The organism is Polyangium sorediatum (genome assembly GCF_029946465.1).
GTDB lineage: Bacteria > Myxococcota_A > Polyangia > Polyangiales > Polyangiaceae > Polyangium > Polyangium fumosum.
The window spans coordinates 112,263-135,147 of the sequence record NZ_JARZHI010000016.1; the positions used below are offsets into that span (position 1 = coordinate 112,263).

At 70.1% G+C, this 22,885-nt stretch carries 23 protein-coding genes; 7 read left to right on the forward strand and 16 right to left on the reverse strand.

Features of this window, described 5'->3' with window-relative positions:
- Positions 1-162 precede the first annotated feature (162 nt).
- The 3 genes from QHF89_RS19840 to QHF89_RS19850 all read left to right on the forward strand — a co-directional run bounded on the left by QHF89_RS19840 (position 163) and on the right by QHF89_RS19850 (position 2,025).
- Positions 163-399 (forward strand): hypothetical protein, encoded by a 237-nt coding sequence (locus QHF89_RS19840; RefSeq protein ID WP_232379325.1) that lies wholly within the window; start codon positions 163-165, stop codon positions 397-399.
- Positions 400-528: 129 nt separating this feature from the next.
- Complete coding sequence (locus QHF89_RS19845; RefSeq protein WP_136966399.1) at positions 529-1,131, forward strand: hypothetical protein; 603 nt, start codon at positions 529-531, stop codon at positions 1,129-1,131.
- Positions 1,132-1,236: 105 nt separating this feature from the next.
- Positions 1,237-2,025 carry an RMD1 family protein gene (locus tag QHF89_RS19850; protein WP_136966398.1) on the forward strand — a complete coding sequence of 263 codons (789 nt, stop codon included), beginning with the start codon at positions 1,237-1,239 and terminating at the stop codon, positions 2,023-2,025.
- Here the strand turns inward: QHF89_RS19850 and QHF89_RS19855 are convergent, their stop codons facing one another.
- From QHF89_RS19855 to efp, 8 genes are all read right to left on the reverse strand, one after another.
- A complete protein-coding gene (locus tag QHF89_RS19855) occupies positions 2,026-2,493 on the reverse strand; it encodes a hypothetical protein (protein WP_136966397.1) in 468 nt (155 codons plus the stop codon). It lies immediately after the preceding gene.
- Complete coding sequence (locus tag QHF89_RS19860; protein ID WP_136966396.1) at positions 2,490-2,798, reverse strand: hypothetical protein; 309 nt, start codon at positions 2,796-2,798, stop codon at positions 2,490-2,492. Before QHF89_RS19860 ends, QHF89_RS19855 begins: the two co-directional genes overlap by 4 nt.
- Positions 2,782-3,972 carry a radical SAM/SPASM domain-containing protein gene (locus tag QHF89_RS19865; protein ID WP_136966395.1) on the reverse strand — a complete coding sequence of 397 codons (1,191 nt, stop codon included), beginning with the start codon at positions 3,970-3,972 and terminating at the stop codon, positions 2,782-2,784. The genes QHF89_RS19860 and QHF89_RS19865 overlap by 17 nt, the downstream gene beginning before the upstream one ends.
- Entirely contained in the window at positions 3,956-4,252 is a 297-nt protein-coding gene (locus QHF89_RS19870; RefSeq protein ID WP_136966394.1) for a hypothetical protein, read from the reverse strand. The genes QHF89_RS19865 and QHF89_RS19870 overlap by 17 nt, the downstream gene beginning before the upstream one ends.
- On the reverse strand, positions 4,249-5,262 hold the full coding sequence (locus QHF89_RS19875; protein WP_136966393.1) for a hypothetical protein: 1,014 nt from the start codon (positions 5,260-5,262) through the stop codon (positions 4,249-4,251). Before QHF89_RS19875 ends, QHF89_RS19870 begins: the two co-directional genes overlap by 4 nt.
- Positions 5,263-5,368: 106 nt before the next feature.
- Positions 5,369-6,367 carry a hypothetical protein gene (locus QHF89_RS19880; protein WP_284720708.1) on the reverse strand — a complete coding sequence of 333 codons (999 nt, stop codon included), beginning with the start codon at positions 6,365-6,367 and terminating at the stop codon, positions 5,369-5,371.
- A 262-nt stretch (positions 6,368-6,629) separates the two neighbouring features.
- A complete protein-coding gene (locus QHF89_RS19885) occupies positions 6,630-6,872 on the reverse strand; it encodes a C1orf53 family protein (RefSeq protein WP_136966392.1) in 243 nt (80 codons plus the stop codon).
- Positions 6,873-6,977: 105 nt separating this feature from the next.
- Entirely contained in the window at positions 6,978-7,544 is a 567-nt protein-coding gene (gene efp, locus QHF89_RS19890) for an elongation factor P (RefSeq protein ID WP_136966391.1), read from the reverse strand.
- A gap of 104 nt (positions 7,545-7,648) precedes the next feature.
- Between efp and QHF89_RS19895 the strand changes: the two genes are divergently transcribed.
- Together QHF89_RS19895 and QHF89_RS19900 are read left to right on the forward strand one after the other, a co-directional pair.
- Positions 7,649-8,509, forward strand: a complete 861-nt coding sequence (locus tag QHF89_RS19895; RefSeq protein ID WP_136966390.1) for a tetratricopeptide repeat protein — start codon at positions 7,649-7,651, stop codon at positions 8,507-8,509.
- A 494-nt stretch (positions 8,510-9,003) separates the two neighbouring features.
- Entirely contained in the window at positions 9,004-9,435 is a 432-nt protein-coding gene (locus QHF89_RS19900) for a hypothetical protein (protein WP_136966389.1), read from the forward strand.
- 78 nt (positions 9,436-9,513) lie between these two features.
- Here QHF89_RS19900 and QHF89_RS19905 read toward each other — a convergent pair whose 3' ends face one another.
- Both QHF89_RS19905 and QHF89_RS19910 read right to left on the reverse strand, forming a co-directional pair.
- Positions 9,514-10,881 carry an alpha/beta hydrolase gene (locus QHF89_RS19905; protein ID WP_136966388.1) on the reverse strand — a complete coding sequence of 456 codons (1,368 nt, stop codon included), beginning with the start codon at positions 10,879-10,881 and terminating at the stop codon, positions 9,514-9,516.
- 78 nt (positions 10,882-10,959) lie between these two features.
- Positions 10,960-12,321: a serine/threonine protein kinase gene (locus tag QHF89_RS19910; RefSeq protein WP_136966387.1), complete on the reverse strand. Its 1,362-nt coding sequence runs from the start codon at positions 12,319-12,321 to the stop codon at positions 10,960-10,962.
- A gap of 119 nt (positions 12,322-12,440) precedes the next feature.
- Here QHF89_RS19910 and QHF89_RS19915 point away from each other — a divergent pair, with 119 nt between their 5' ends.
- A complete protein-coding gene (locus tag QHF89_RS19915) occupies positions 12,441-13,676 on the forward strand; it encodes a vWA domain-containing protein (RefSeq protein WP_136966386.1) in 1,236 nt (411 codons plus the stop codon).
- Between the two features lie 6 nt (positions 13,677-13,682).
- On the opposite strand, the gene QHF89_RS19920 is transcribed toward QHF89_RS19915, so the two are convergent.
- From QHF89_RS19920 to QHF89_RS19940, 5 genes are read right to left on the reverse strand one after another with little or no spacing between them, the layout of a single operon-like run.
- The gene (locus QHF89_RS19920; protein WP_136966385.1) at positions 13,683-14,528 is read right to left on the reverse strand and encodes a hypothetical protein; all 846 of its coding nucleotides are present in this window, start codon (positions 14,526-14,528) and stop codon (positions 13,683-13,685) included.
- 50 nt (positions 14,529-14,578) lie between these two features.
- Positions 14,579-16,084: a 5-oxoprolinase subunit PxpB gene (gene pxpB / locus QHF89_RS19925; protein ID WP_136966384.1), complete on the reverse strand. Its 1,506-nt coding sequence runs from the start codon at positions 16,082-16,084 to the stop codon at positions 14,579-14,581.
- Positions 16,081-16,791 (reverse strand): LamB/YcsF family protein, encoded by a 711-nt coding sequence (locus QHF89_RS19930; protein ID WP_136966383.1) that lies wholly within the window; start codon positions 16,789-16,791, stop codon positions 16,081-16,083. Before QHF89_RS19930 ends, pxpB begins: the two co-directional genes overlap by 4 nt.
- Before the next feature lie 20 nt (positions 16,792-16,811).
- On the reverse strand, positions 16,812-17,867 hold the full coding sequence (locus tag QHF89_RS19935; RefSeq protein WP_136966382.1) for a hypothetical protein: 1,056 nt from the start codon (positions 17,865-17,867) through the stop codon (positions 16,812-16,814).
- Between the two features lie 28 nt (positions 17,868-17,895).
- Positions 17,896-19,932, reverse strand: a complete 2,037-nt coding sequence (locus tag QHF89_RS19940; protein ID WP_136966381.1) for a hypothetical protein — start codon at positions 19,930-19,932, stop codon at positions 17,896-17,898.
- A 47-nt stretch (positions 19,933-19,979) separates the two neighbouring features.
- Between QHF89_RS19940 and QHF89_RS19945 the strand changes: the two genes are divergently transcribed.
- Positions 19,980-21,161, forward strand: a complete 1,182-nt coding sequence (locus QHF89_RS19945) for a class I SAM-dependent rRNA methyltransferase (RefSeq protein ID WP_136966380.1) — start codon at positions 19,980-19,982, stop codon at positions 21,159-21,161.
- Between the two features lie 49 nt (positions 21,162-21,210).
- On the opposite strand, the gene QHF89_RS19950 is transcribed toward QHF89_RS19945, so the two are convergent.
- Positions 21,211-22,875 (reverse strand): serine/threonine-protein kinase, encoded by a 1,665-nt coding sequence (locus QHF89_RS19950; protein ID WP_136966379.1) that lies wholly within the window; start codon positions 22,873-22,875, stop codon positions 21,211-21,213.
- Positions 22,876-22,885 lie beyond the last annotated feature (10 nt).

A 22,885-nucleotide genomic window follows, 5' to 3' on the forward strand; every position in this document is an offset into this window, starting at 1 on the left:
CGGCCGCACGTCGTGATGAGGACGGACGGAGGAACGCGGAAAAATACGGGCAGGGAAGCGGATGCGGCGCCGGATCGCGCGCCGGATCGAGCACGCAAGGGGCGCGGACGCGACCTTGCCAAGCGCAACGCAAGGACCCACGTTCCGACCATGCAGTCGCTGATGGACAAAGCTCTGATGGGATATGTCGAGCTCCAGGTGGGCTCGCTGAAGGTCGAGATCCCGATCCGCGCGGCTGGGGAGGCTTCCTCGGCAGAGCCGGCTGCGAGGTTCGAGATGGAAGGCGACGCGTGCGCGATCGTCGTGCGAGGGGACGCGACGTCGAAGCAGGTCGAGCGCGCGATGCAGCGGGCCGCCCGCGAGGCCGTGCGCCAGTTGTCGCGGAAGCTGCTGAACTAACGAGGCAGCACGAGCATTTCGAATACCATGCTAGGCTCGCGCACCGGATGAGCTAGCTGCCCGGCCTCCGGCGGACGGGCGCGGGAGAGCATGGCTTTGGGTCGAACGGCACGAACGGGAGTGGGGTCTTTGCCCCACGGTCGGACCAGGATCGGCACGTGGGTGACGGCGGCGGCGCTCGGCGTCGCGACGCTCACGGGAGAGCCGAGCAAAGCCGCGGCCGAGCCGGTCGTCGGCACGGCAAAGGGGATCGTGGGTGGCGCCCTGCTCGGCGGCGAGATCGTCGCGATCGGGATGGGCGCGTTCGGCGTGAGCAAGGGCTGGCCGTACCTCGTGTTCCCCCCGCTCGCCGCGGTCGGCGGCGGGATCGGTGGGTACTTCATCGAGCAGTCGGCGCCGCCGGCCGAGGTGCCGCTCTACATGCTGGCGGGCGGCATGGCGCTCGTGATCCCGACGATCATCGTCACGTTGAACGCCACGCTCTACAAGGCGCCGGAGAGCTACCCGAACGAGCCGGTGCAGAACCAGCCGGCGGGGGAGCCGGCCTTGCCGCGGACGAGCAAGCGTCCGGTGCACGTGCCGATGTCGTTCGTGGACGTGCACGAAGGGCGGCTCGCGCTCGGCGTGCCCGCGGTGGAGATTCGCCCGGTGTACACGCAGGAAGAGATGGCGAAGTTCGGGGTCGCGCAAGCGCGCGAGGTGAAAATCCCGGTCTTTCAGGCGAGCTTCTGAGAACGACAGAGCGCCCGGGGCGTGCCGCGGAGGCACGTTGCGCGGGCGCTCCCGGGCGGGGACACTGAGGCAGGCGGGCACGCGCGGCGCGGGCCCGAAACCGCCATGTCCCGCATCTATCCGGTCGAAGCCTACTCGTACGCGTCGCGCTTCAACCTGCGTGAGGTCGAGGCCTGGTTGCCGCCCGACCGCGGCATGCGCTCGACGAAGACGCAGCTCATCGTGTCGCTCGACGGCGACCGGCTCGCCTACCTCTTCGACTTCGGGGCGATCGTGTTCGTGAACGTCCCCGACGCCGAGCGCGAGGGCATCGTCGAGACGTTCAACAACAAGCTCCAGCAAGAGCCGCATCCGCCGCTGCGCGAGAGCTTCCTCATCGAGGTGCGTCCCGGCTCCGCCGTCGAGGTCCGCTTCGATCGTGTCGTCGTGCCGGACGTCGATTCGGCCACGCTCGACGTCATCGCCACCGTGCTCGCGCAGTCGGTGGCGATCGACTACTACGACGAGGACGTGCAGGCGATCCTGGATCGCGTGGGCGCGGTGGCCGGCGAGGTGGGGCGGCAGGGGCGGCCGCTCGGCAGGACGCGTGATTTCGTGCGGTTCGTGGGCACGGCGATGGCCTCGCAGGTCGAGATCATCACGGCGATCTCGCTGCTCGACAAACCCGACCTCACCTGGGAGAGCGAGGCCGCCGATCGTCTGCACGACAAGCTGCGGAACAACCTCGAGATCCAGGAGCGGCACAAGGCGCTGGAGATCAAGCTGTCGACGATCCGCGAGACGCTCGGGACGCTGATCGAGTTCAGCCAGACGCGCCGCATGCTCTTCCTCGAAGGCTCGATCGTGGTGCTCATCGTGTTCGAGATCCTGCTCAGCTTGATGAAGCTGAACTGATCAGAACCGAGCGCGCATGGCGACGAGGGTGCCGATCACGCACGCGGCGAGCGCGAAGATCGCAGCGGCCACGTAGCCAAGGCGCGCGGCGCGGCAGAGGGCGCGCGAAAGAGCGTCGTGGCGCGCGGGGTCGGCCGCGAGGAGGGCCAGGAGCGCGACGCAGGCAAAGACGAGCGCGCCGAAGGAGAGGTGCAGCTTGCGCTCGAAGAGCCAGCCGAGCGCGCGCGAGGCGAGGAAGAGGCGCTGGCGGAGGTGGACGCGGTACGGGAGATCGAGGAAGGCGCCCGTCGCGAAGGAGGCCACGACGAGGGAGGTCGTCGCCGCGGATGCGAGGCGGATCCAGCGCGCGGGCGGCGCGTCCTTGCGGAGCCGTACGAGGGCGACGGTGAGCGCGACGAGGGCGAGGGCCGAGATCCAGGCGACGACGGCGTGGACGAGCGCGACGCGGCGGAGGAGCTCGGACGTCATGGGACGAGCGCTCCCTGGAGGGCCAGCGCGATCGCGGCGGCGAAGGTGATGCGCCCGAGCCAGACGGCGGCGGCCTCGATCGATCGGGAAGCGAGCGCGTGGCCGCCGAAGACCGCCGCGCCGCCGGCATACGCCGCGAGGAGCGCGCGCCACACGAAGCGGCTGCGATCCGACCAGACGACGATCGCCGGATCGGGCTCGGGGAACCACCGGGACTCGATCAGCCGAAGCACGACGTAGGCGAGCGCCGCTCCCGCGAAGCCGAACGCGAGCGCCACGAAGAGCCGTCTACGCGCCGCCGGCACGCGTGCGCTCCTCTGCACTCTGCGTCCGCGCGCGATGGGCGCGGACACGCGGGCACTCCGGATCCGGGCCGAGCGCGCCGCCGAGGTGCGTCGCGACCACGCGGCATCCGCCCCGGCACACCGAGCGGATCTCGCAGGACCGGCAAGGCTCGGCGTCGTGCGGCGCGCGCCAGGCTTCGAGCGTCGTGTCCGTCGCCCACGCCGCGCTCGCGCCGCCTTGCCACGCGTCCTCGGCCCGCGCGTCCGCGGCCGGCGCGAAGCTGCACGGCGCGAGCGCTCCGTCGATCCGCACGGCCGCGAGGTAACGCCCCGCCTCGCAGCCGAGCACGCCGAACCGCGCGAGCGCCGCCGCGTCCCGCACGTGGCCCGAGAGGAGCGGCACGAGCGAGCAGTCGACGCGGATCGCGAGGTTCGTCGCGGCGAAGAGCGCTTCGAGCGTGGGCCCGAGCGCGTCGACCTGCGCCGGCGAGAGCCGCGTCGCCAGGTACGAGACGTCCGCCGCGCGCCCTGCGGGTTTGTACCGGAGGAGCTGAAGCTCGCGCGCGCCGAGCGACGCCGCCCGCCGCGCCGTCTCGGGGAGCGCGTCGAACGTCTTCTGCGTGAGCACCACGTTGATCCCGAACGGCACGCCGGCCTCCGCGAGCAGCCGCATCGCCCGCTCCGCGACGCGCGCGCCTTCCCAGCCGCGCACCTCGCCGTACGCCGCGCCCTCGCCGTCGTAGCTCACGTTCACCTGCGCGAAGCTCGCAAGCTCCTGCGCCCGCTCGTTCGTCATGCCGATGCCACTCGTGGTGAGCACGGGGACAAGCCCGAGGCGCCGGGCGGCGCGGCCGAGCTCGCCGAGGTCGGGCCTCGTGAGCGGCTCGCCGCCCCCGAACGCCACCGTGAACACGCCCGCCGCCGCGAGCGCCGCGAGCCGCGCCGTGATCACCTCGAACGGCGGGCTCTCGCCGTCGGGCCGCGCGTCGAGGTAACACCCCTTGCACCCGGCCCCGCATCGCGACGTGACCGCCACGTGCGCTTCGAGGGGCCTCGTTCGGCGCGTCGTCTCCGCGTCTCGCCAGACCGCGCCGCCCGCGAGCCCGAGCCGCTCGGCCGCGCTGCGATCGATCGCCACGAGCGTGCCGTCGTCGAGCCGCACCCACGCGCCGAACGGTTCAACGCGCGCCCGCATCGCCTCCCTCGTCACGCTTCCCGTTGCGCTCGCCGCGCGCCTTGTCCTTGCGCTCCTCCGCGTCGCCCCCGAATGCCGCCGCGATCCCCGCCATCACCACGCCCGCGGCGACGGCCGAGAGAAACAAGAGATCGAGCGCGCTCCCCACCGACGAGCAGTTCGCCCCGGGGCCCCTGCGCACCACGAGGATCTCGTCCGCCGCGATCGGCCCCGGCCCGATCTCCACGGCGCCCTCCGGATCACGGCGCGCCTCGTCCCCGTCGTCCCGCTCGTCTCTCACAACCCGAAGCTCTCCAGGTAGCCCGCGTTCGCGCCTTCGAGCGACAGGAACGCCGCGGCGAGCACGCCGATCATGCACACGATCGCTCGACCGATCCGCGCGGCCGTGCGCCCATCTCGCGACCCGAGCCGCCACGCCCGCGCCACGATGTCCACGCCGAGCACGCCAAACCCGAGCCACAAAAACGGCCGCACGTCGCCCTCGCCGTGATGCCGGACCAGGATCGCCGCCGCGCCCCCGAGGTAAAGCGCGAAGGCCACCGACGAGGGGCGGATCACGGCGCGCACGATCGCCTCGGGATCACGCCCCGGCTTCCGGAAGAGACGCACGATCGACAGCGCGCCGATGAGCCCGAGCGCGCCGAGCACGCCCGACGCGACCCGCGCGATCTTGGCGCGACGCACGAGCCGCCCGATCTCGGCGTACAAGCTCGGAACGAGGTCCGGAGCCTGCGACACCGCGCGGTAGGCCGCCGCGAGATCCCCCCGCTCACGCTCGAGCGCCGCGAGCTCGTTCAGCGCGAGCGCGCGTGTGAGCTTGTCGGCGGCGGGATCCGCGATCGCTTCGCCGAGCGCGGTTGCGGCGCGGCTCGGATCGTCGAAGCGATGCCAGAATGCTTCGGCCACGATGAGCCGCGCCTCGGCGCGCACGCGGCCGGGCGGGAACGTCGCGGCGTCGCGTGCGAGGGCTTCGATCGTGGCGCGGTCCGGGCTCGGCGTCCTGCGCACGGCTTCGAGGCGCGCGAGGGGCGCGAAGTCCCCTTCGGCGTGGGCGCGAAGATCGGCGGCGCGCGTGCGGGCCATCCGGGCGAACGGCGCGGAGGGATCGATCGACAGGACCGTCTCGTACCCCGCGAGCGCCTCGCCGAACCTGAGCTCGGCGGCGGCTCGTTCGGCTTGCTCGTACGTCGCCTTGGCCCTCGCGCGCTCGTCCGGCGCGGCCGGCTCGGCGGACGCCACGGAGGCGAGACCGAGCACGACGGCGAGCACCCCCGCGCGGAGCGTCATCACGACGGCAGCCTAGCGCGGTTCGTCTTGTTGGAAAAACGCATCGGCCTCCGAACGCGCGAGGCGCCCGGAGGCCGACGATCCGATCAGAGCGAGTTATCCCGACGAATCAGGGCATGCCGCCCATGCCGCCCATGCCGCCCGTGGCCGCGCCGCCGGCACCACCGGCGCCGCCGGCACCACCGCGGCCGCCCATGCCGCCCATGCCGCCCGCGCCACCGGCACCACCGGCGCCGCCCATGCCGCCTGCGCCGCCCGAGCCGCCCATGCCGCCCTGGCCGCCTGCGCCACCGGCGCCGCCCATGCCGCCCATGCCACCCTGGCCGCTGCTACCGACCTGGCCGATGCAGAGGCCAGCGCCGCCGGGGTACTCCCCCGACGTGTCGCACGTCGCGCCGTTGCCGCCGCAGTCCTCGTCGGTGCAGCAGTAACGCGCGCACTTGCTGCCGCTGCACGTCTTGCCGCCCTCGCAGTAGGGCCCGGCCGAGCCGTCGCAGTCACCGCAGAGCGTGGCCGTGTTGGGCGCCGGCCAGCACTGGTAGCCGCCGCCGCTGTTGATGTCGCAGGCCTCGCCCGCGGCCGTGTTGCAGGGCTCGTTCGTGACCGGGTTGCACTTGAACGTCGCGTCGATCTTGATGCAGGACCCGCCCGAGGGGGCCGCGGCCGGCGGGTTGCACGTCCAGTCCGGCGGAGGCGGGAAGCACTCCGTCGGGCAGGACGTCTGCAGACACATGAACAGGTTGTCGTAGTACTTCGGGTCCATGTCGTTGCAGGCGACGTCGTCGCCCGTCAGACAGTCGAAGCACCCCGCCGCGCACTCGCTCCCGGCGCACTCGGCGAGCTGATCACAGCATTTCGCCTCGATGCACGTGCCGCACTCGTTCGGGTTGAGCAGGCCGGTGCAGGTCGGGTCGAAGGTCGGGTCGCACATCCCGCCCGACGACGAGCTCTGCGCGACCGAGCTCGACGAGCTCGACGACACCGAAGAGCCCGCGCCGCCCATGCCCCCGCTCCCGCCGGTGTTGCCCCCGGGGTTCGTCTCGACAGTGCAGGCCCACATGGACAGGGCACCGAAGCCCGCCATCACGAGGAATCCGATCGATCGCATCCGAAAAGCTCCTACTTCACCGACAACGGACGTCGCCGGGTCACGAGAGACCTGGGGGTTGGCCGCGAGTGCGGGCCGGGCAAACGCGTGGTCGGCAGACGACCCGAGCGTGCGCCACTCGTTCGCCTATAGCCGAACTCGTGGTGGGAGCGAAGCAGATGTCGCCGGAATTCGCTGTTTTTCGGGGGGCGAAGCGTTGCAACAGAGCCAAACCGCCGCGCGTCGCGTCGCGTCCGGGACGGGAAACCCGAAAAACGCGGACCTAAGGTTTGGTTTCTCCCTTGTCGGCGGCGCCCTCGGGCGTGCACGCGAGGCACTCGAGGCCCTGGATCTCCACCGAGACCTTCTGCGCCACGCCGAGCCCGTAAGGGCAGTGCCGGCACTTCGAGTGGCAGCAGTAGCCGCGCTTCAGGTGGTAGACGGACGTGAAGACGACCTTCTGGGCTTCCTTGTAGAAGTCCACGCCTTCGAGGAGCTGGCTGAACTTGGGGAGTGCTTTCGACAAAGCCGCCGCCTCACGGATCCACGTCGCTCGTTCGATCAAAGCACGAACGACGACGCTGCGGTAGCTCTGTCGAAAGCTCGGTCTCTTCCGCGGGGAAGGACCTTTTCAGCGGTTCACGCGCTCGAGGTACTTGCCGCCCTCGGTGTCGACCTTGACCCACTCGCCTTCCTTGACGAAGAGCGGGACGTTGATGGTCGCGCCGGTCGAGAGCGTGGCGGGCTTGGTGGCGCCGCTCGCGGTGTCGCCCTTCACGCCCGGCTCGCAGCTCGTGATCTGGAGGACGACGCTCGGCGGAATCTCGATGCCAATCGGCTGCTCGTTGAAGAGCGTGACGTCGACGTTCATGCCGTCGGAGAGCCACTGGGCATCGTCGCCGATCTTGTCGCCGGGGACGTTGATCTGCTCGCCCGTGTTCTGGTCCATGAACACGAAGTCGGAGCCTTCCGGGTAGATGTACTGGTACGTGCGCGTCTCGACGTTCGCCGGCTCGAGCTTCTCGCCCGACTTGAACGTCCGCTCGAGCACGTTGCCGTTTGCCATGTTCTTCAGCTTCACCCGGGTGAAGGCCTGACCTTTGCCAGGCTTAACGAACTGGAACTCGATGACGGAGAAGGGGTCCTTGCTCCCATCGAGCATCATCTTGAGGCCTTTACGGATGTCGCTCGTGTCCATGCGGGGCGCTTCCTGGTAGCTTGACTTGGGCGCCCCCCTTAGCACAGGCAAGGGGGTGGCGCACAAGGGGCGAGGCGACTACCCCACCCTGCCGACGCAAGATCATGGATCAATTCGACGACGAGTTACGGGAGATCAAGCGTGAGATCGTCGAGTCCCGCGGGCTCATCATCAAGACGAACAACCTCACGAACGCCCTGGCGGCCGACCTCAAGACGATCTCCAAGCGCCAGCTCGGCTTCGAGCGGCGGGCGTTCTGGAACAGCGCCAGCGCCAACTTGCTCTTCGTCCTGGTCGTGATCGGCGTGGTGAAGCTCGCCTGGGATGCGCGCATCGACTCGGTGCAAGCCGAGACCAAGCAGGCGCAGGACAAGATCCTGAAGCTCGACACCGACGTGAAGGAGATGCAGCGGCGCGCGGACGACCGGACGCGGGCGGAGTCGGCGGCGGCGGCTTTCTACGAGCTCGTACGAGCGGGCCGGCGGCAGGAGATCATCGACGGCTTCGAGGCGCTGCGGAAGGAGCCGCTCTCGCGGGCCGAGATCGCCTTCTTCACGGACGCGGTGGACACGGCGCGGGCCGAACTCGGCATCAAGAGCTACCAGCTCGGGCTCGACCACCTGCGCACGGGCCGCTGGCACGAGGCGGCCGTCGCGTTCGAGGACGCGATCCGGATGAAGGAGAACGCGGCGCACACGCCCTCGGCGCGGCTGAACCTCGCGCGCGCCTACCGCAAGCTGAACCGGCAGCGCGACGCGATCCCGATGTTGATGCAGCTCTCCGAGGCCTCGGCGGACAAGGAGATCACCGACGACGCGATGTTCCTGCTCTGCGAGTGCCTCGTCGACATCCAGGCCTGGAACGATGCGAAGACCACGCTGCGCGCCTTCATCCGCCGCTTCCCGGACAGCCCGTTCCTGAACGACGCGCGGATGGAGCTGGCGGACATTTCGCTGAAGCATTGAGGGGAGGACGCCCAGGGGCGCCCAAAGACCCTGCCGGCCGATCGGACCTGGCGTTGGGGCCTCCCCGAAGACCATGCCGGCCACCCGGACCTGCTTATGGGGCCTCCCCCAAGACCATGCCGGCCACCCGGACCTGCCTTTGGGGCTTGCCCATGACCGCTCCCAACCGCCCGGAGCTGTCTATGGGGCGTCCCCAAAGACCACGCCGGCCACCCGGACCCGTCTTTGGGGCGTCCCCAAAGGCTACGCCGGCCACCCGGACCCGTCTTTGGGGCGTCCCCAAAGGCTACGCCGGCCACCCGGACCTGTCTTTGGGGCCTCCCCATGACCGATCCCGACCGACCGGACCTGTCTTTAAGGCCTCCCCATGACCGATTCCGGCCGACCGGATCTGTCTTGGGGGCGTTTCCGCTCCATTTTGGAGCACCTCGCCGGTCCCGGGAGTGACGTTGCTCCCAGGCTGGGGACAGCGTACGTGGGGAGCATAGGCCGACGTGCAAAACCTGCTCGATCCGAACCCGAGGCTTCGTTCAGAGGCCGAGTGGCGTGCGCTGCTCGGCGGGTTGGTCGAGTCGCTATCGGCGTTCACCGGCCTCCGGTTCGAGCCAACCTCGTGGTTCGTCAGCGACGACCAGCCGGGTCACGCCTGCGCATCCAATTGCGTGAATGTCTGCGGGGTGGTCAGCCCGGCCTTGCGGCTCGAGGTCTGCGGAGTCGTTTGCGTCACCGTCAACTTCGGGGAGTCTGCCAGGGCATCCTGCGACCTACTCCTGTTCGTCGATGGCCAGCGAATCCGAGGGCCGGGTGCTCTGGACTTCGTGTTCCTGCCCTATGGCGAGGCCGGATGGTCGAGTCGGGGGTGGGTGCAGGATGAGACCGGGGAGTGGGAGGCAACGACCACCGACGCCAGGTGGCGCTCGACCTGACCGCGCGTTCGTGTTCGCGATGCGGCCCTTCATGACGTCGACGCCGCCGAGGTGTCCGTGATGAGGACGTGGCTTCCCTCAAAGCCCCTTGAACAGATCCATCGGCCGGAACACCCGCGCCCGCCACGCCGCCTCGTTGTGCGGCGCCCCCGCCTCCCACCAGTGGTACACGTCCGATTGCAGCGTGTAGCCCACCGAGACCAGGACGTCCCGCATCTGCGCATTCTCGCAGGCGTTGTCGCCGAGCCCAACGTCGTCCTCGATCCCGTCGCCGTCCGTGTCCTTGCACTTGGCCTCATTTTCGGACTGGCCCAGCGCCGGGTCCCCGCCGCCCGAATCGAGGTAAAGCACCGTCGCGCGATGGCCGTGCGCCTCGTATCGCTCGATCATCGTCTCGTTCGTCGACGTCTCGCCCATCTTGCCCCAGCCCATCGTGCCCGACAGGCTCGCCGCATACTCGTATTCGCCCGGGAACCGGTCCGCGATGTGGAATGAAATGAGCCCGCCGAGCGACGAGCCCATCGTGCCCACCTTCGGCGGCTCGCCGTAGCGGTCCGCGACGAGCTTGCGGACCGTGCCGTTCACGAAGTCCGCATACGCGTCGCCCTTGCCGCCCCAGGGCTCGACCGTGCCATCTTGGTCGAGATCGATGACGTCGGGCACATGCGTGTACTCGTCCATGCGACCGATGCCCGTGTTGTCGATCCCCACGAGCATCATCCCCGCCGGCGCGCTGTCCTGGAGCCTCCAGCCGCCCCAGGCCGCCTCCGGATCGAACAGGTTTTGCCCGTCGTGCACATAAAGCACGTGCGTCGCCGCGCCCTCCGGCAGCCACACGTTCACCGTGCGCTCCGGCATTTGCGCGTCGCCGATCCGGAAGAAACGATCGAGGTGCGCCGTCTTCGGCGCGACGAGGCTGATCTCCCCGTTGTCGTCGTACGTGTACGAGCGCGCCCACGGGTCGGCCTCCCATATCGTCTTGTTCGTGAACTTGTAGCGGCTCCCCGCCGCCACGTCTTTCACATGCAGCCAGCGAAAGCCCGCATTGTCGATCTGCATCGGGCTGCCCACCCAGCCGTCATGATCCCCCGCGACGAGGTCCAGGCTCGGGTCCGTCGACACGAAGAGATGCCCGCCCTCCACCCCCACGGGCCATCCGTCGCTCCCGGCGTATTTGTCCATCGTGCCTTCGAGGTCCGCGCGAAGCTCGGCGAGCAGGCCGTCGAGGCTCGTCGCGCTCGAACCGCCTTGCCCCGCGCCGCCCGTCCCGCCGGCCCCGCCGCCGCCCGCGCCTCCGAGGCCGCCGCCGCCTTGCCCGGAGCCTCCCGTGCCTCCGCCATTCCCACCGTCCCCACAGCCGACGATCAGCGCCGCGAGCGCGACGAGCGTGGAGAACAGGCGCCCCGACCCGCGAACACGATCACCCAAGGAACGAGCGTTCGTCATGACCTACCGCCTCCCGAATCCGCAAACGAAGCGCGGGAGTGTGGACGTGTGGCTCCGCAAAGGCAACGGCCCGCCGCGTCAGCGTCGTTTCCTTTGGCGCCCCTCGCGCTCCGCCTCCGCGGCCTCTTCCTCGGCGAGGCGCTCGTCGTCGGGCGCGTCCGTCGTGTCGCGCACGTCCACGCGGACGCGCTTCGACGCGTTCGGATCCTTTCCGTCCTGCACTTCGATCCGGGCGTCTTCGTTCCCCAGCGCCTCGGCGCGCCTGCGGATCACGCCCTTCGCGCGCTCGAGCGCGTCGTGCGCCTTCCTGCCCGCCTCGCTCACGTTGGCCGCCGCCTCGCGCAACGCCTTGCCGAAGAAGAGCGACAAGATTTGCAGCACGAAAGGCGCGACCACGCGCACGCCCACGAAGACCGCGAGCTGCGCGAACATGAGCCCGAACTGGATGAGCCCCGCGATCGGACCGGGAATCATGTCCGAGGCCGGGTGCGACTCGTATTCACGCGCCCAGCGCTCTTGCCGCTCTTCCCAGCGCTCTTGTCGCCTCTCCCAGCGCTCTGCGCGCCGCTCCGCTCTGCGCTCTTGCTTGTCGGCTTTGCGCTCGGCCTTCGCCTCGCTCTTCGTCGCGTGCGGGGCCGCTTTCTTCGAGGGCGCCTCGCCGAGCTTCTGGAGGAGCGGCGCGAGCCGGCCCGCGCGCTTGTCCGGGTCGGGTTCGAGCATGGCCACGAGCGTGGCCACGAGCGCGGGGCGCGCCGATCGACCGAGCGCGGCCTCGACGTCGATGGCGAGGCCTTTGTGCGGCAAATCCTCGGGCTGCCGGCCCGTGAGCATCGAGACGGCCGTCGCGCCGATCGCGTACACGTCGGAGGCGGGCATCGCGCGGCCCTGGAACTGCTCGGGCGCCATGAACCCGAACGTGCCGACGACCGTGCTCCCGCCCTCGGGCTTCATCTTGTCGCGCACGGCGCCGAAATCGATCAGGGCAAACGATCCGTCGGGCCTCCGGAGCACGTTGCTCGGCTTGATGTCGCGGTGCACGACGGGCGGCGCGCGGCCGTGCAGGTAGTCGAGGATCGCCGACGCGTCGTGCAGGAAGCGGAGCACGTCGGCTTCACTGAGCGTCGCGCCGCGCTTCTGCATCGCGGCGAGGCTCTCGCCCTCGATTTTCTGCGTGACGAGGAAGAGCTCGCCGCCCTCCTCGAAGTGCTCGACGTAGCGGGGCAGGCCCGGATGCGAGAGGCTCGCGAGCACGCGCGCCTCGCGCTCGGCGAGCTCCACCTCTTTCCAGCTCTTCGCGCCGCGCACGCGGAATCGTTTGACCGCGACCGGCTGGCCTTCCTTCTTGTCGACGGCCTCGAACGTCGCCCCTTGCCCGCCCTCGCCGAGGAGGCGCACGACCGCGTATCGACCGTCTCGCAAGTTGTCCGGTGCGTCGCTCATGGAGTTCGCAGGCACCGACGATAGCGCGGAACCGCGGCCCGGGTGGAAGAGATTCTGTGTCGTCCGCACGATTCGCGCGCATTGTTCACCGTCGCTCCGACTCGTGATAGGAAGGATCCATGCGAGTACGGAAAAAGCATTGGCTTGGGATGGTGGTAGGTGGTTTGTCGCTCGGGCTCGCGCTCGTGGGGGCGTGCTCGGCGTCGGGCGGCAGCGGGAGCGGGAGCGGCGCGAGTGATGGCGCGGGCGCGTCCGGCGCTTCGGGGCAAGGCGGCGCGGGCGCATCGGGTGGCAATGGTCCCGGCGCGAGCGGGAGCGGCGGCGACATCTTCGTCGGGTCGGGCAGCGGCGCGGGCGGCGCGCTCCCGGACGCGGATACGTGTGCGAGCGTCTCGTCCGAGGCGACGGCGGGCAAGCAACCGGCGGATATCATCATCGCCGTCGACACCTCGGGCAGCATGGACGAGGAGATCGCCCAGGTGCAGGCGAACCTGAACACGTTCGCGCAGCTCATCACCGCGAGCGGGATCGACGTGCACGTCGTGATGATCGCGGACGCCACGATGTGCATCCCCGCGCCGCTCGGCAGCGGGAGCTGCAATGGGATGGACGAGAAGCTGCCGAACTACCGGCACGTCGTGCAGACCGTCGCCAGCACGGACGCGTTCCAGCAGATCCTGAGCACGTACCCGCAATGGAAGGACGTGCTCCGCCCGAACGCGGTGAAGACGATCGCCGTCGTGTCGGACGACGACTCGGACATGGCCGCGAACACGTTCACGAACCAGCTCCTCGCGCTCGACCCGACGTTCCAGGGCTTCAAGTTCGACGCGATCGTCTCGTTCGAAGGCGGCGACCAATGCATTTTCCAGTGTGCGTTCAACTGCGGGGCTTGTCCGTTCACCTGCTGCAACAAGCAGTCGTTCGCGTGTGAGCCCATCTCGGCGGCGGAGGGCAAGGTCTACAAGCAGCTCGTGCAGCAGACGGGCGGCGTGCTCGGCAACCTCTGCATCCAGGCGTTCGGCCCGGTCTTCAACGACATGGCGACCGCCGTCGTCTCGGAGGCGAAGATCTCCTGCGATTACCCGATCCCCGTGCCGCCCGACGGCACGACGATCGACCCGACGAAGGTCAACGTCGTGTACACGAACAGCAATGGCACGAAGACGACCATTTACAACGTCCCGGCGGGCCAGGGCGGTTGCGGCAATACGGGCGGCTGGTACTACGACGTCCCCAACGCCCCGACGAAGATCTCGATTTGCCAGAACACCTGCGCGGCCTTGCAGGGCGACGCGGGCGGGAAGCTCGAGGTGCTCTTCGGCTGCGAGACGCAGATCAAGCCGCCGGAATGAGCGGCCTCAATCCTCCAGAGGCGCCCACGCGTGGCGCCGGACCCACGTGCCGAAGAGCGATGCTTGCACGACCGCCGCGGTCGTGATCACGAGCCCCACGAAATACGCCCCGAAGAACGGGATGAATCCCACCGTATAGGCTGCGAGCAGGGCGGCCATCACGCCTGCCGCGGTCGACGCGACGAACTGCCCGAGGAGCCTGCCGTAGGCCCGCGGATCGTGCGCGACGATCTTGTACCAGACGATGGGCCAGAGGCCATTGAGCGTGTGCCCCGTCAACGAGATCGCAAGAATGACCGCGGGCGTCATCGCGACCCCGATGAGCACGAGCGCCAGCGTGAGCCACACGTTCCCCGGCAGGAAGATCTCCGAGACGATCGCCGGCCAGAAGCCGCCGAGCACGCAGACGAACCCCCGCAAGAACGAGAGAAAGAGATCCCAGCGCGAGGTATAACGCGCCGAGAAGGGCAGCCCGGGGGCGTCGCGGCCCACGTGCTCGACGATCTGGAAATACACGGTGGAGAGCGTGCCCAGGTAGATCACGTTGAAAAACGTGGAGATCTGGGGCACGGGGAGCGCGGTGAGCCAATAAGGCGCGGCGAGCGCCGCGAGGAGGAGCATACCCTCCTCGTCGAAGGGACGGCGCAAGGCGAGCATGAGGTCCTCGCGCTCCGGGCGCTCGGGCGCGGGCAGGGGCCGCGCGAAGGCGCCGCAGCGCGGGCACTTCGTCATGGGCCGCGCGTCATGGTCCGTGACGAGGAGCTCGAGGCAAGGCGTGCAATGGAGCGCGCCGCATAACGTGCATTCGTGCGTCGCGTTCGTCCCGGGGTGTGCTTGGCAGGGGCCCGCCATCGAAGGAGGAATCCTTACCCGACCCAGGCGACGATGGCAATCGCGAGGCGTCAGGCGCCACGCACGAAACGCAATGTTTTTCCCGGTCGAAGCCGCGCGAGCGCGCCGAGTGACGCGCGGCGAACGACGGCGAGGACCGGATAACCACCCGTCGTCGGATGATCCGGCCCGAGCACGATGGGCGTGCCGTCCGTCGTGACCTGCACGGCGCCCCGGAGCATGGGAATGGGCAGCGCGAGATCGGGTCGATCCCGCGGGATGCTCGCGCCTTCGAGCCTTTGCCCGACGCGATCGCCGAGCCGCGAGACGGTGAACGTGGACGAGAGGAGCACGTCGAGCGCGTCCGCGGGAAAACGGCTCCGGTGCGGGCCTTCGTCGATTGCAATCGCGGCCATTGCGTCGTCCGCGGGCGGCGCGGGAGGGCGCGAAGGCTGCGCGGCGGCTCGATCGGGATCCCCCACGGGCACGATGTCCCGCCGCCGGAGCGCGCGTCCATTCGCGCCGCCGAGCCGCGCCACGAGCAAGGTCGCCCGCGCGCCGAGCGCCGGCGGCACGTCCATTCCGCCGCGCGCCGCGAGATACCGCACGGCGCGCGGGCCTTCCTCGACACGGAACGAATCTCCATCTGCGAGATGAACGGGCGCCGCGCCGTCCACCGAAATCCACACGTCGCCCCGGGCCCGCACGAGCAGCGCGCCGAGCGGCACCTCGATCGCCGCTGCATCGGGCTTATTGCCGACGGCCTCGTTCGCGGCCGCGTGTGTCTCCGGATCGAGCGGCCCCGACGGCGGGAGGCCCCGCGCGAGTTGCCCCGCGCGTCCCCCGTCCTGCACCGTCGCGCACGCCGGCGCAGCTTCGACGACGAGGGCGCGCGTCGATGGTTCCTTGGGGACAACCTCTTTCCGCGCTGGCTCCGTTTCCCCTGCATTCACCGGCTCGAACCGCAGCCGATCCCCCGGCGCGAGCAACATCGGCGGGTCGCGGCTGGGATCAAAGAGCGCCACCCCATGCGCGCGGCCGAGCAGGTTCCAGCCTCCGGGCGAATCAAAAGGATAGATCCCGGTGAAACTCCCCGCGATGCCGACGCTGCCCGCCGGCACGCGAGGGCGAGGGGAGGCGCGGCGCGGCAACACAAGCCGCGGATCGATGGGCCCGCAATACCCGAATCCCGGCAAGAACCCGACGAGCTCGACCGTCACTTCGCGCGCAGCATGGAGCCGCACGACCGCTTCTTTCGAGACACCGAGCGCGCCCGCGACCGATTCCAGATCCGGCCCGTCGTACACCACGGGGACCACGTGCATTCGTCCGGGCGCATGCGCGCGTGCCGCGCCGGACGTCGCGGCCGTGATCGCCTGGACAACCTCGTCCGACCACGCGACGTTTGCCACGACGACCACGCCGCCGCCCACCACCACGTCGCTCCCCGGAAACACCTCGCGCAGGGCCGCTGCCGCCGCGTGCGTTCGCGCGGCGCGATCCGGGGCATTCTCCACGCCGAGGTCGACGTACACCGCCGATTCCCCGTACGGCAGGACCGCTGCTTCGCCGCTCACGCGCGCCCCTGCGATTCGAGATGCCCCGCCGACACGAGCGCGTCGCGCACCGCACGCGCAATCGTGAGCGCGCCGGGCGTATCGCCGTGCACGCAAAGCGTCTCGAACGTGCCCGCGCCCGCGAGGCGGCAGGCCTGCGCCCGCGCCGCCGCCGGATCCGTGATCAACGCGCCCTTTTGCGTGCGTGGCACGAGCTTCCCATCCGGCCCGTACGCCCGATCGGCAAACCCCTCCCGCACATAAGCCCGCCCCTGCGCCGCCGCGAGGCGGGCGAGCGCGCCCTCGGGCGGACCCACGAGCGCGACCGGAATACCGAGCGCCGCGTCGATTCCCTCGACCACGGCCGCCGCGATCGCCGGATCACGCGCCGCGTCGTGATAAAGCGCGCCGTGTGGCTTCACGGCCTCGATCGGAATGCCCACCCGCCGCGCCACCCGGGCGAGCGCCTCGACCTGCGTCCGCACCGACGCCGCGAGCTCCGCGCTCGGCATCCCCACGCTCGTCCGGCCAAACCCGGCGCGGTCCGGGTACGAGGGATGCGCGGCGAGCCGGGCGCCTGCCTGGCGCGCGAGCGCGCACGCCCGCTCCATCGAGGCCTCGTCGCCCGCGTGCCCGCCACACGCGACGTTGACCATCGTCGCGATCGAATAAAGCTCCTCGGGCTCGCCCGGTAGCTCCCCGAGGTCCACGTTCAGCGATACGGCCATGACGCCCTCACCCTGCCATTCTAGGGATCCGACCGTACCACGGTCCACGTGAGCGCGTGCCAGAACGCGCCCGCCGCAATGCCCGGCTGCGCGCCCACCGCGACGAACGTGAACGCCCGCCCGTCCTCGAAATCGGCCTGCGTGAGGCCGCCCCGCGCGAGGGCCGCGTCGAGCGGCGACGCCGAGGTCTTCACGAACTGCCCCGGCACGAACGTGAGGATCTCCGTCTGCGCGATCGATCCCAATTCGAACCGCGCGACCTGCCGGAACGGCGGAAACGGCCCGACGGCGCCCGCCGTGAGCGAGGGCGCGACCTGCTGCGGCATTCCGCCCTCGGTCCCGGGCACGAGCCGCACGTCGACGGAAGGCATCGGCTGCGCTGCATGCGCAGCCTGGAGCGAAAGATGGCCCTCCGCCGTCACGCGCGACATGGCCGCCGCGAGGAGGCCCGGATTCGGTGCGTCCGCCGAATACGTCGGGCCACAGGCTTCTCGTTCGAGCGGATCGGTATGGCCCGGCCCGCCGACGCAGCCCGTCGGCACGAGCAAGAGGCTCCGCTTGGCGACGAACGCCGACGCCGGGATCACGGCAACCGGCGCGACCACGACGCCCGCCGGCGTATTGCCCTCGGTGAGCGTCGCGCACCCGAGATCCTTGGTTTTCGTGAGATCCCCGGCGATGACGTACAGATACACGTCCTCGTCCGCGGGCAAGAGCATCGCCGGATCCACCCGCGCGGCCGCCGCAAACGCGAGCCCTGCCGGGTCGGCCGGATAAGGCGCGGGATCCCCGCCGTCGGGGTAGGGGACGAAGCAGAGCCGGATCGCCTCGTGATCGTTCACGCCATTGACGATCGTGAGCACGGGCGGCGCATCGGGCTCGGGCACGACCTCGCCGCCGCCCGCGCCGCCCGCGCCGCCGCCGCCCACGCCGCTCGACGACGACGCGCTCGAAGAGGCGCTCGTCGTGGGCGGGAGCGGGGCGTCCGTGCCCTCGGCGCAGCCTGCTTCGAGGCCAAACGCGAGGGGCACGAGGGCGGCGAGGAGGATCTTTGTCTGGCGAGGAAGGGCGGTCATGCGCCGAGTTTAGCGCGCGCCGGGGGATTCAGCGTCGGATCGAGTAGACGAAGCTCGCCTTGGGCTGCCGGAGCCACCGCTCGGTGATCGTCTTCTTGAGATCCGCGTACGCGCCGGGCGCATCCACGTATTTCGCGACGAGCGCCTCGGCGCCGGGTTTGTCACCGCTGCCCTTGATCTTCGCCACGATCCCCATGAGCTTCTTGCTCGCGGCCGGGAACGCGTCGAGCTTGACCGCGAAGCAGCCCGTGTCCGTGCCATTTTGCGCTTTTTCGCCCGCGTTCCAGGTGAGGACGCCCTCGTCGAGCAAAAAGCCCACCTGGATCGCCGCGAGCTGGCTGTAGTTCAGCGGGTGCTTGGTCTCGTCGTACATCCCGCGCGAGATGTGGCCGAAGGCCCAGGCGATGTCCCGCACGTGCGCGAAGTTCGCCTTGTTCTTGTCGATCGTGCCCCGCTCGACGAGCCAATCCGTGAAATAAAGCGCCGCCGATTGCGCCTTCAGCTCCTCCAGCGTGCTCGCGAGCGGCCCGCCGAAGATCTCGCTGTCGATCTTGCCGTTCACCGCATACTGGTGCGAAGGCCCGAGGTTGTGCGCAGCCTCGTGCAGGACCGTGCTCATGAGCTGCGGCCCCGGGTCGTCCGTGTACGACGCCATCGTCGCGCCGCAGAACAACGAAGCCGCGAGCCCCCGCTGCGAGGCGATGCTGTCCGGATCGGTATAAAAATTCGTCATCGCGACCGTACGGCCGCGCCCCTCGTTGCCCACGGGGCCGAAGTTCGGCAGGCTCTGGCCGATCGTCGCGCCAAACGCGTCCCGCGAATCGCCCGCGTTCAAGATGACCGTGATGAAATCGGGCAGCTTGAAGGAGACCTTCTGCGCCGTATACGGCGGCCCGGCGAGCGCCGCGAGCGCCTGCTCCATGTCCTGCTTCAGCGGATCGAGCTTCTCCTTCCATTCGATCGAGCCCTGGTCGATCCGCGCGAAGCTCACGTGGAAGCCCGCCTTCTCGCTGCACGGCTCGAAATACGTCTCGTCCGGGCCGATGCGCAGGTACCACTTCGAGTTGAACGTGCTCATCCGCGCCCAGGCCTCGTCCGCCTCGAACCAGCTCCCGTCCCGGAACGCCTTCGCGGCAGCACGCAGATACGCCTGGAATGAGGCCTCGTCTGGATTCGTGATCGCCTCGGCCGCCGCGTCGAGCTCACGCGCCACGGCCTGCATGTCGTTCTCGTAGGCCCGCTGGTACGGCACGGGCTTGAGCGCGTCGCCCTCGCCCGTCACGACGACGAACGGATTCATGAGCGCGCGGGCGTCCGGGCGCGCGGCGAGCGTCTTGCAGAAATCGGGCTTCGATTGCAATTCGGCGGGATAAAGCCCCGAGGGGACGCGCTTCTCTTCGCCCGGCGCCCGCGGGATCGCGTAACAATTGACGTCGCCCTTCGTGGGCGGCGCCTCGCATTGCGGGCCCTGGTTCCGGTAGAAGAGCCGCCGGCTCGCCGGATCGTCCGCGGGGACCTTCGACGCGAGCGAGAGCGTGCCTGTCTGCTTCTGGTAGAGCTTCTCGACGAGCCGCGCCGCCGCGAGCACGTGGTTCACGATCGCCCGATCCTCGTCGGTCGCAGCGCCGCCGCGGAAATCCGAGGCGACGAGCGTGGGCCGGCCCGCGTCGAGCTCGCGCAGGACGGCCTTGCGGCGCTCGACCTCGCCGGGCGCGAGGCCCGCGAACTTCGGACCGTTCTTCACGAAGTCCACGATCGAGGCGTACGCGCTGCCGAACGTCGGGTTGAAGGCGCCGGACGAGACCCAGGAGGACTCCTCCGTGGGCGCGGCGGCCCAGAGCACCGCGAGCTCGCTCGGATCGAGCGTGCCGTCGCGATCGGCGTCCTCGGTCCAGAAGAGCGGCAGATCGAGGGCGACCGCAGCACGATTGAAGTCCGCGCGAGGCACCGCATCGAACGTCGCCAGCCAGACCCCGTCCGGCGAGACGGCCGGCGGCGCGCCGCCGCACGAGGCAGAGAGCGCGAGGACCCACGGAAACGCGAGGCGAGGCCAGGAAAAACGCATGCGCCCTTCTATCACGAGGGGCCCGGAAGTAGGCTTCCCAAAGCCCCGTGACCGCACGTGATTCGAAGACACTCCGCCTCACCCGTTCCGCCGCCGCCTCCGTTCGTCGAGGTCATCCCTGGGTATTTCGAGAAGGCCTCGCCCGGCCGCCGAAGCTCGACTCGGGCACGGCCGTCTCGCTCGCGAGCGAGGAGGGCGAGCCGCTCGGCGTGGGCCTCTGGGACGAGTCCTCCCCCATCGCCGTGCGCGTCTTCGGCAAGAGCGGGCGCCTCGACGAGCGCGCGTTGCTCGAGCGGATCAACCGCGCCTTCGCCCGCCGCGAGGCGTTCGTCGGGCCTGACACCGACGCCTACCGCCTCTGCAACGGCGAAGGCGACCACGTGCCCGGCCTCGTGATCGACAGGTACGCGCACGTCGCGATCGTCCGCCTCGACGGCGATCACCTCGACCCCTGGATCGAAAAGCTCGCGCCGAAGATCGCGCGCGTCCTCGCCGGGCGCGGCGTGCGCAGCGTCGCGCTCCGCCGCGCCCGCGACGAGGCCGGCGATCGTCGCATCCGCCCGCTCGCAGGCGACGAGCCCGAGGACCGCGTGATCGTGCGCGAGAACGGGATGGCGATGGAGGTCGACCTCGCGCACGGGCAGAAGACGGGCGCGTTCCTCGATCAACGCGACAACCGCGCCCGCGTCCGCGCGTTCGGCGCCCGCCGCGCCCGCGCGCTGAACCTCTACAGCTACGCGGGCGGCTTCTCGGTCGCGGCCGCGCTCGGCGGCGCCGCGCACGTGACCTCGGTCGACGTCGCCGCCGCCGCGCACGCGACCGCGCAACGCTCGTTCCGCGCGAACGGGCTCGACCCGGCGAACCACGCGTTCGTCACGGCGGACGCCTTCGCCTTCCTCGAAGCGGCAGCGCGACGCGGCGACAAGTTCGACCTCATCGTGTCGGATCCGCCGAGCTTCGCGCCGAACGAGCGGACGAAGCCGCGCGCGCTCACCGCGTACCGCAAGCTCCACGGCGCGCTCGCGAAGGTGCTCGCCCCGGGCGGGCTGCTCTGCGCGGCTTCGTGTTCGAGCCACGTGTCGGCCGAGGACTTCCTCGACACGCTCGACGACGCCGCGCTTGGTCGCGACGACCTTTCGCTCGTGGCCATGCACGGACAGCCGCCCGATCACCCGACGCTGCCTGCGTGGTTCGAAGGCCGGTACTTGAAGTTCGCCGTCCTCGCCTGAGGGTTCGTCCGCGCGAACCCGTTGGGCGTGAAACGATCAGGCGCGCCGATCAGAAGCCGGGGTCACGCACGCTGGGCAGGTTGTCATGGCCGCCCGGCTTCGGGGTGCCGGTGCTCTTCGTGTTCGGCGATTTCGTGGTGCCGGCCCCGGTGGGCGTGGTCGTGGCCTTCGTCGTCGCGCCGCCCTGGTTGTGCGTCGCGGGGGGCACGGCGGCGCTCGTCGAGGGCGCGGCGCTCGTGACGGGCGAGGGGAGGGGGGTCGGCGTGGGCGCAGGCGTGGTCGCCGCGGGCGCCATCGTGGTGACGGCAGGCTGCGTCGCCGGCTCGGGCGTCGTCGAGCCTTGCGAGAAGGCGAGGACCGCGCCGCCGATCGCGAGCACGCCGATCGCGCCGAACACCACGGCGAGCTTCTTCTTTCCGCCTCCCGTAAAGGCCGCGATGTCGTCGTCGACGTCGGCGACGATCGCGGCCGCCGTCGGCGACGAGGGCGCGCCTTGCGCGTGGAGCGTGCCGGGCACGAGGCTCGCGCGGCCGTGCGCGATCGTGGCGATGTCGGGCATCGATCCGGGCGGCGGCGGGATCGACTGCAGGCCCGGCGGGATCGTGGGCATGCGATTGCCGAGCAGGCCCGGCGGGATCGTCCCGCCGTTCGCCCGCGCCTGCGCGAGGAGCGCGGCGCGTTGCGCCTTGAGCTGCTCGCGTTGCTCGGCGCGCTCGTCGGCGACCTTGAGGCCATCCCGAATCGCCGCGCGGCGCTTGTCGGCGCGCTCGCCGAGCATGGACCTGACGAACGCGACCACGTCCTCGTCGGGCTGCCCCGCGAGCTTGAGCTCCGCGATCCCACGATCGAGCGCGCGCGCGAACTCGGCCATCGACGGGTAGCGTTTGTCGGCTTCCTTCTCGAGCGCCTTCATGACGATCTCGTTCAGGAGCGTCGGGCAGTTCGGCATCGCCGAGAGCAACGACGGCGCCGGCTCTTTGTCGCAGATCCGTCGCAGCGTGATCATGTCGTTGTCCCCGCGGAACGGGTGCTTCGAGGCGAGGAGCTGGTAGAGCACGATGCCGAGCGCGAAGACGTCCGTGCGGCGATCCACGGCCTTTCCGAGCGCTTGCTCGGGCGACATGAACGGCACCTTGCCCTTGAGCTGGCCGTCCTTCGTCGCGCCCGTATCCGAGACCGCCGTGGCCTTGGCCACGCCGAAGTCCACGATCTTCACGACGCCGTCGTACGTGACGAGGATGTTCTGCGGCGAGACGTCGCGATGCACGAGCCCCACGAGTTCGCCGGCTTCGTTCTGCAGCTCGTGCGCGGCGTGCAGGCCGAGCGCGGCGTTGAGGCAGACGCGGAGCGCGATGAGCATCGGGACGCCGCCCTTCTGCCGGGCCGCGCGCGCGAGCTGGCTGAGCGGCTCGCCGTCGATCCACTCCATCACGATGTAGATCAGCCCGTCCTGCTCGCCGAGATCGAGGATCTCGCAGACGTGCGGGTGGCGGATGCGCGAGGCGAGGCCCGCCTCCGCGAGGAACATGTCCTCGAACTGCGGATCCTGCGACAGCTCGGGCAGCATCGTCTTGACCGCGACGATCTTCTGAAAGCCGCGCGTGCCCTTCATGCGCGCGGCCCACACGACGGCCATGCCGCCCTGCGCAATCGGCACGAGCAGCTCGTAGCGCCCCAGCGTATGCCCCGCCCCCACGTCCCCGAGCGAGCTCATGCGTCCCCCC

Bases quoted from the DNA above. Each gene is read 5' to 3' on its own strand.
- QHF89_RS19840 (WP_232379325.1), top strand. From the start codon at position 163: ATGGACAAAGCTCTGATGGGATATGTCGAGCTCCAGGTGGGCTCGCTG.
- QHF89_RS19850 (WP_136966398.1), top strand. From the start codon at position 1,237: ATGTCCCGCATCTATCCGGTCGAAGCCTACTCGTACGCGTCGCGCTTC.
- QHF89_RS19855 (WP_136966397.1), bottom strand. From the start codon at position 2,493: ATGACGTCCGAGCTCCTCCGCCGCGTCGCGCTCGTCCACGCCGTCGTC.
- QHF89_RS19865 (WP_136966395.1), bottom strand. From the start codon at position 3,972: ATGCGGGCGCGCGTTGAACCGTTCGGCGCGTGGGTGCGGCTCGACGAC.
- QHF89_RS19880 (WP_284720708.1), bottom strand. From the start codon at position 6,367: ATGCGATCGATCGGATTCCTCGTGATGGCGGGCTTCGGTGCCCTGTCC.
- efp (WP_136966391.1), bottom strand. From the start codon at position 7,544: ATGGACACGAGCGACATCCGTAAAGGCCTCAAGATGATGCTCGATGGG.
- QHF89_RS19895 (WP_136966390.1), top strand. From the start codon at position 7,649: ATGGATCAATTCGACGACGAGTTACGGGAGATCAAGCGTGAGATCGTC.
- QHF89_RS19905 (WP_136966388.1), bottom strand. From the start codon at position 10,881: ATGACGAACGCTCGTTCCTTGGGTGATCGTGTTCGCGGGTCGGGGCGC.
- QHF89_RS19910 (WP_136966387.1), bottom strand. From the start codon at position 12,321: ATGAGCGACGCACCGGACAACTTGCGAGACGGTCGATACGCGGTCGTG.
- QHF89_RS19915 (WP_136966386.1), top strand. From the start codon at position 12,441: ATGCGAGTACGGAAAAAGCATTGGCTTGGGATGGTGGTAGGTGGTTTG.
- QHF89_RS19920 (WP_136966385.1), bottom strand. From the start codon at position 14,528: ATGGCGGGCCCCTGCCAAGCACACCCCGGGACGAACGCGACGCACGAA.
- QHF89_RS19930 (WP_136966383.1), bottom strand. From the start codon at position 16,791: ATGGCCGTATCGCTGAACGTGGACCTCGGGGAGCTACCGGGCGAGCCC.
- QHF89_RS19935 (WP_136966382.1), bottom strand. From the start codon at position 17,867: ATGACCGCCCTTCCTCGCCAGACAAAGATCCTCCTCGCCGCCCTCGTG.
- QHF89_RS19940 (WP_136966381.1), bottom strand. From the start codon at position 19,932: ATGCGTTTTTCCTGGCCTCGCCTCGCGTTTCCGTGGGTCCTCGCGCTC.
- QHF89_RS19950 (WP_136966379.1), bottom strand. From the start codon at position 22,875: ATGAGCTCGCTCGGGGACGTGGGGGCGGGGCATACGCTGGGGCGCTAC.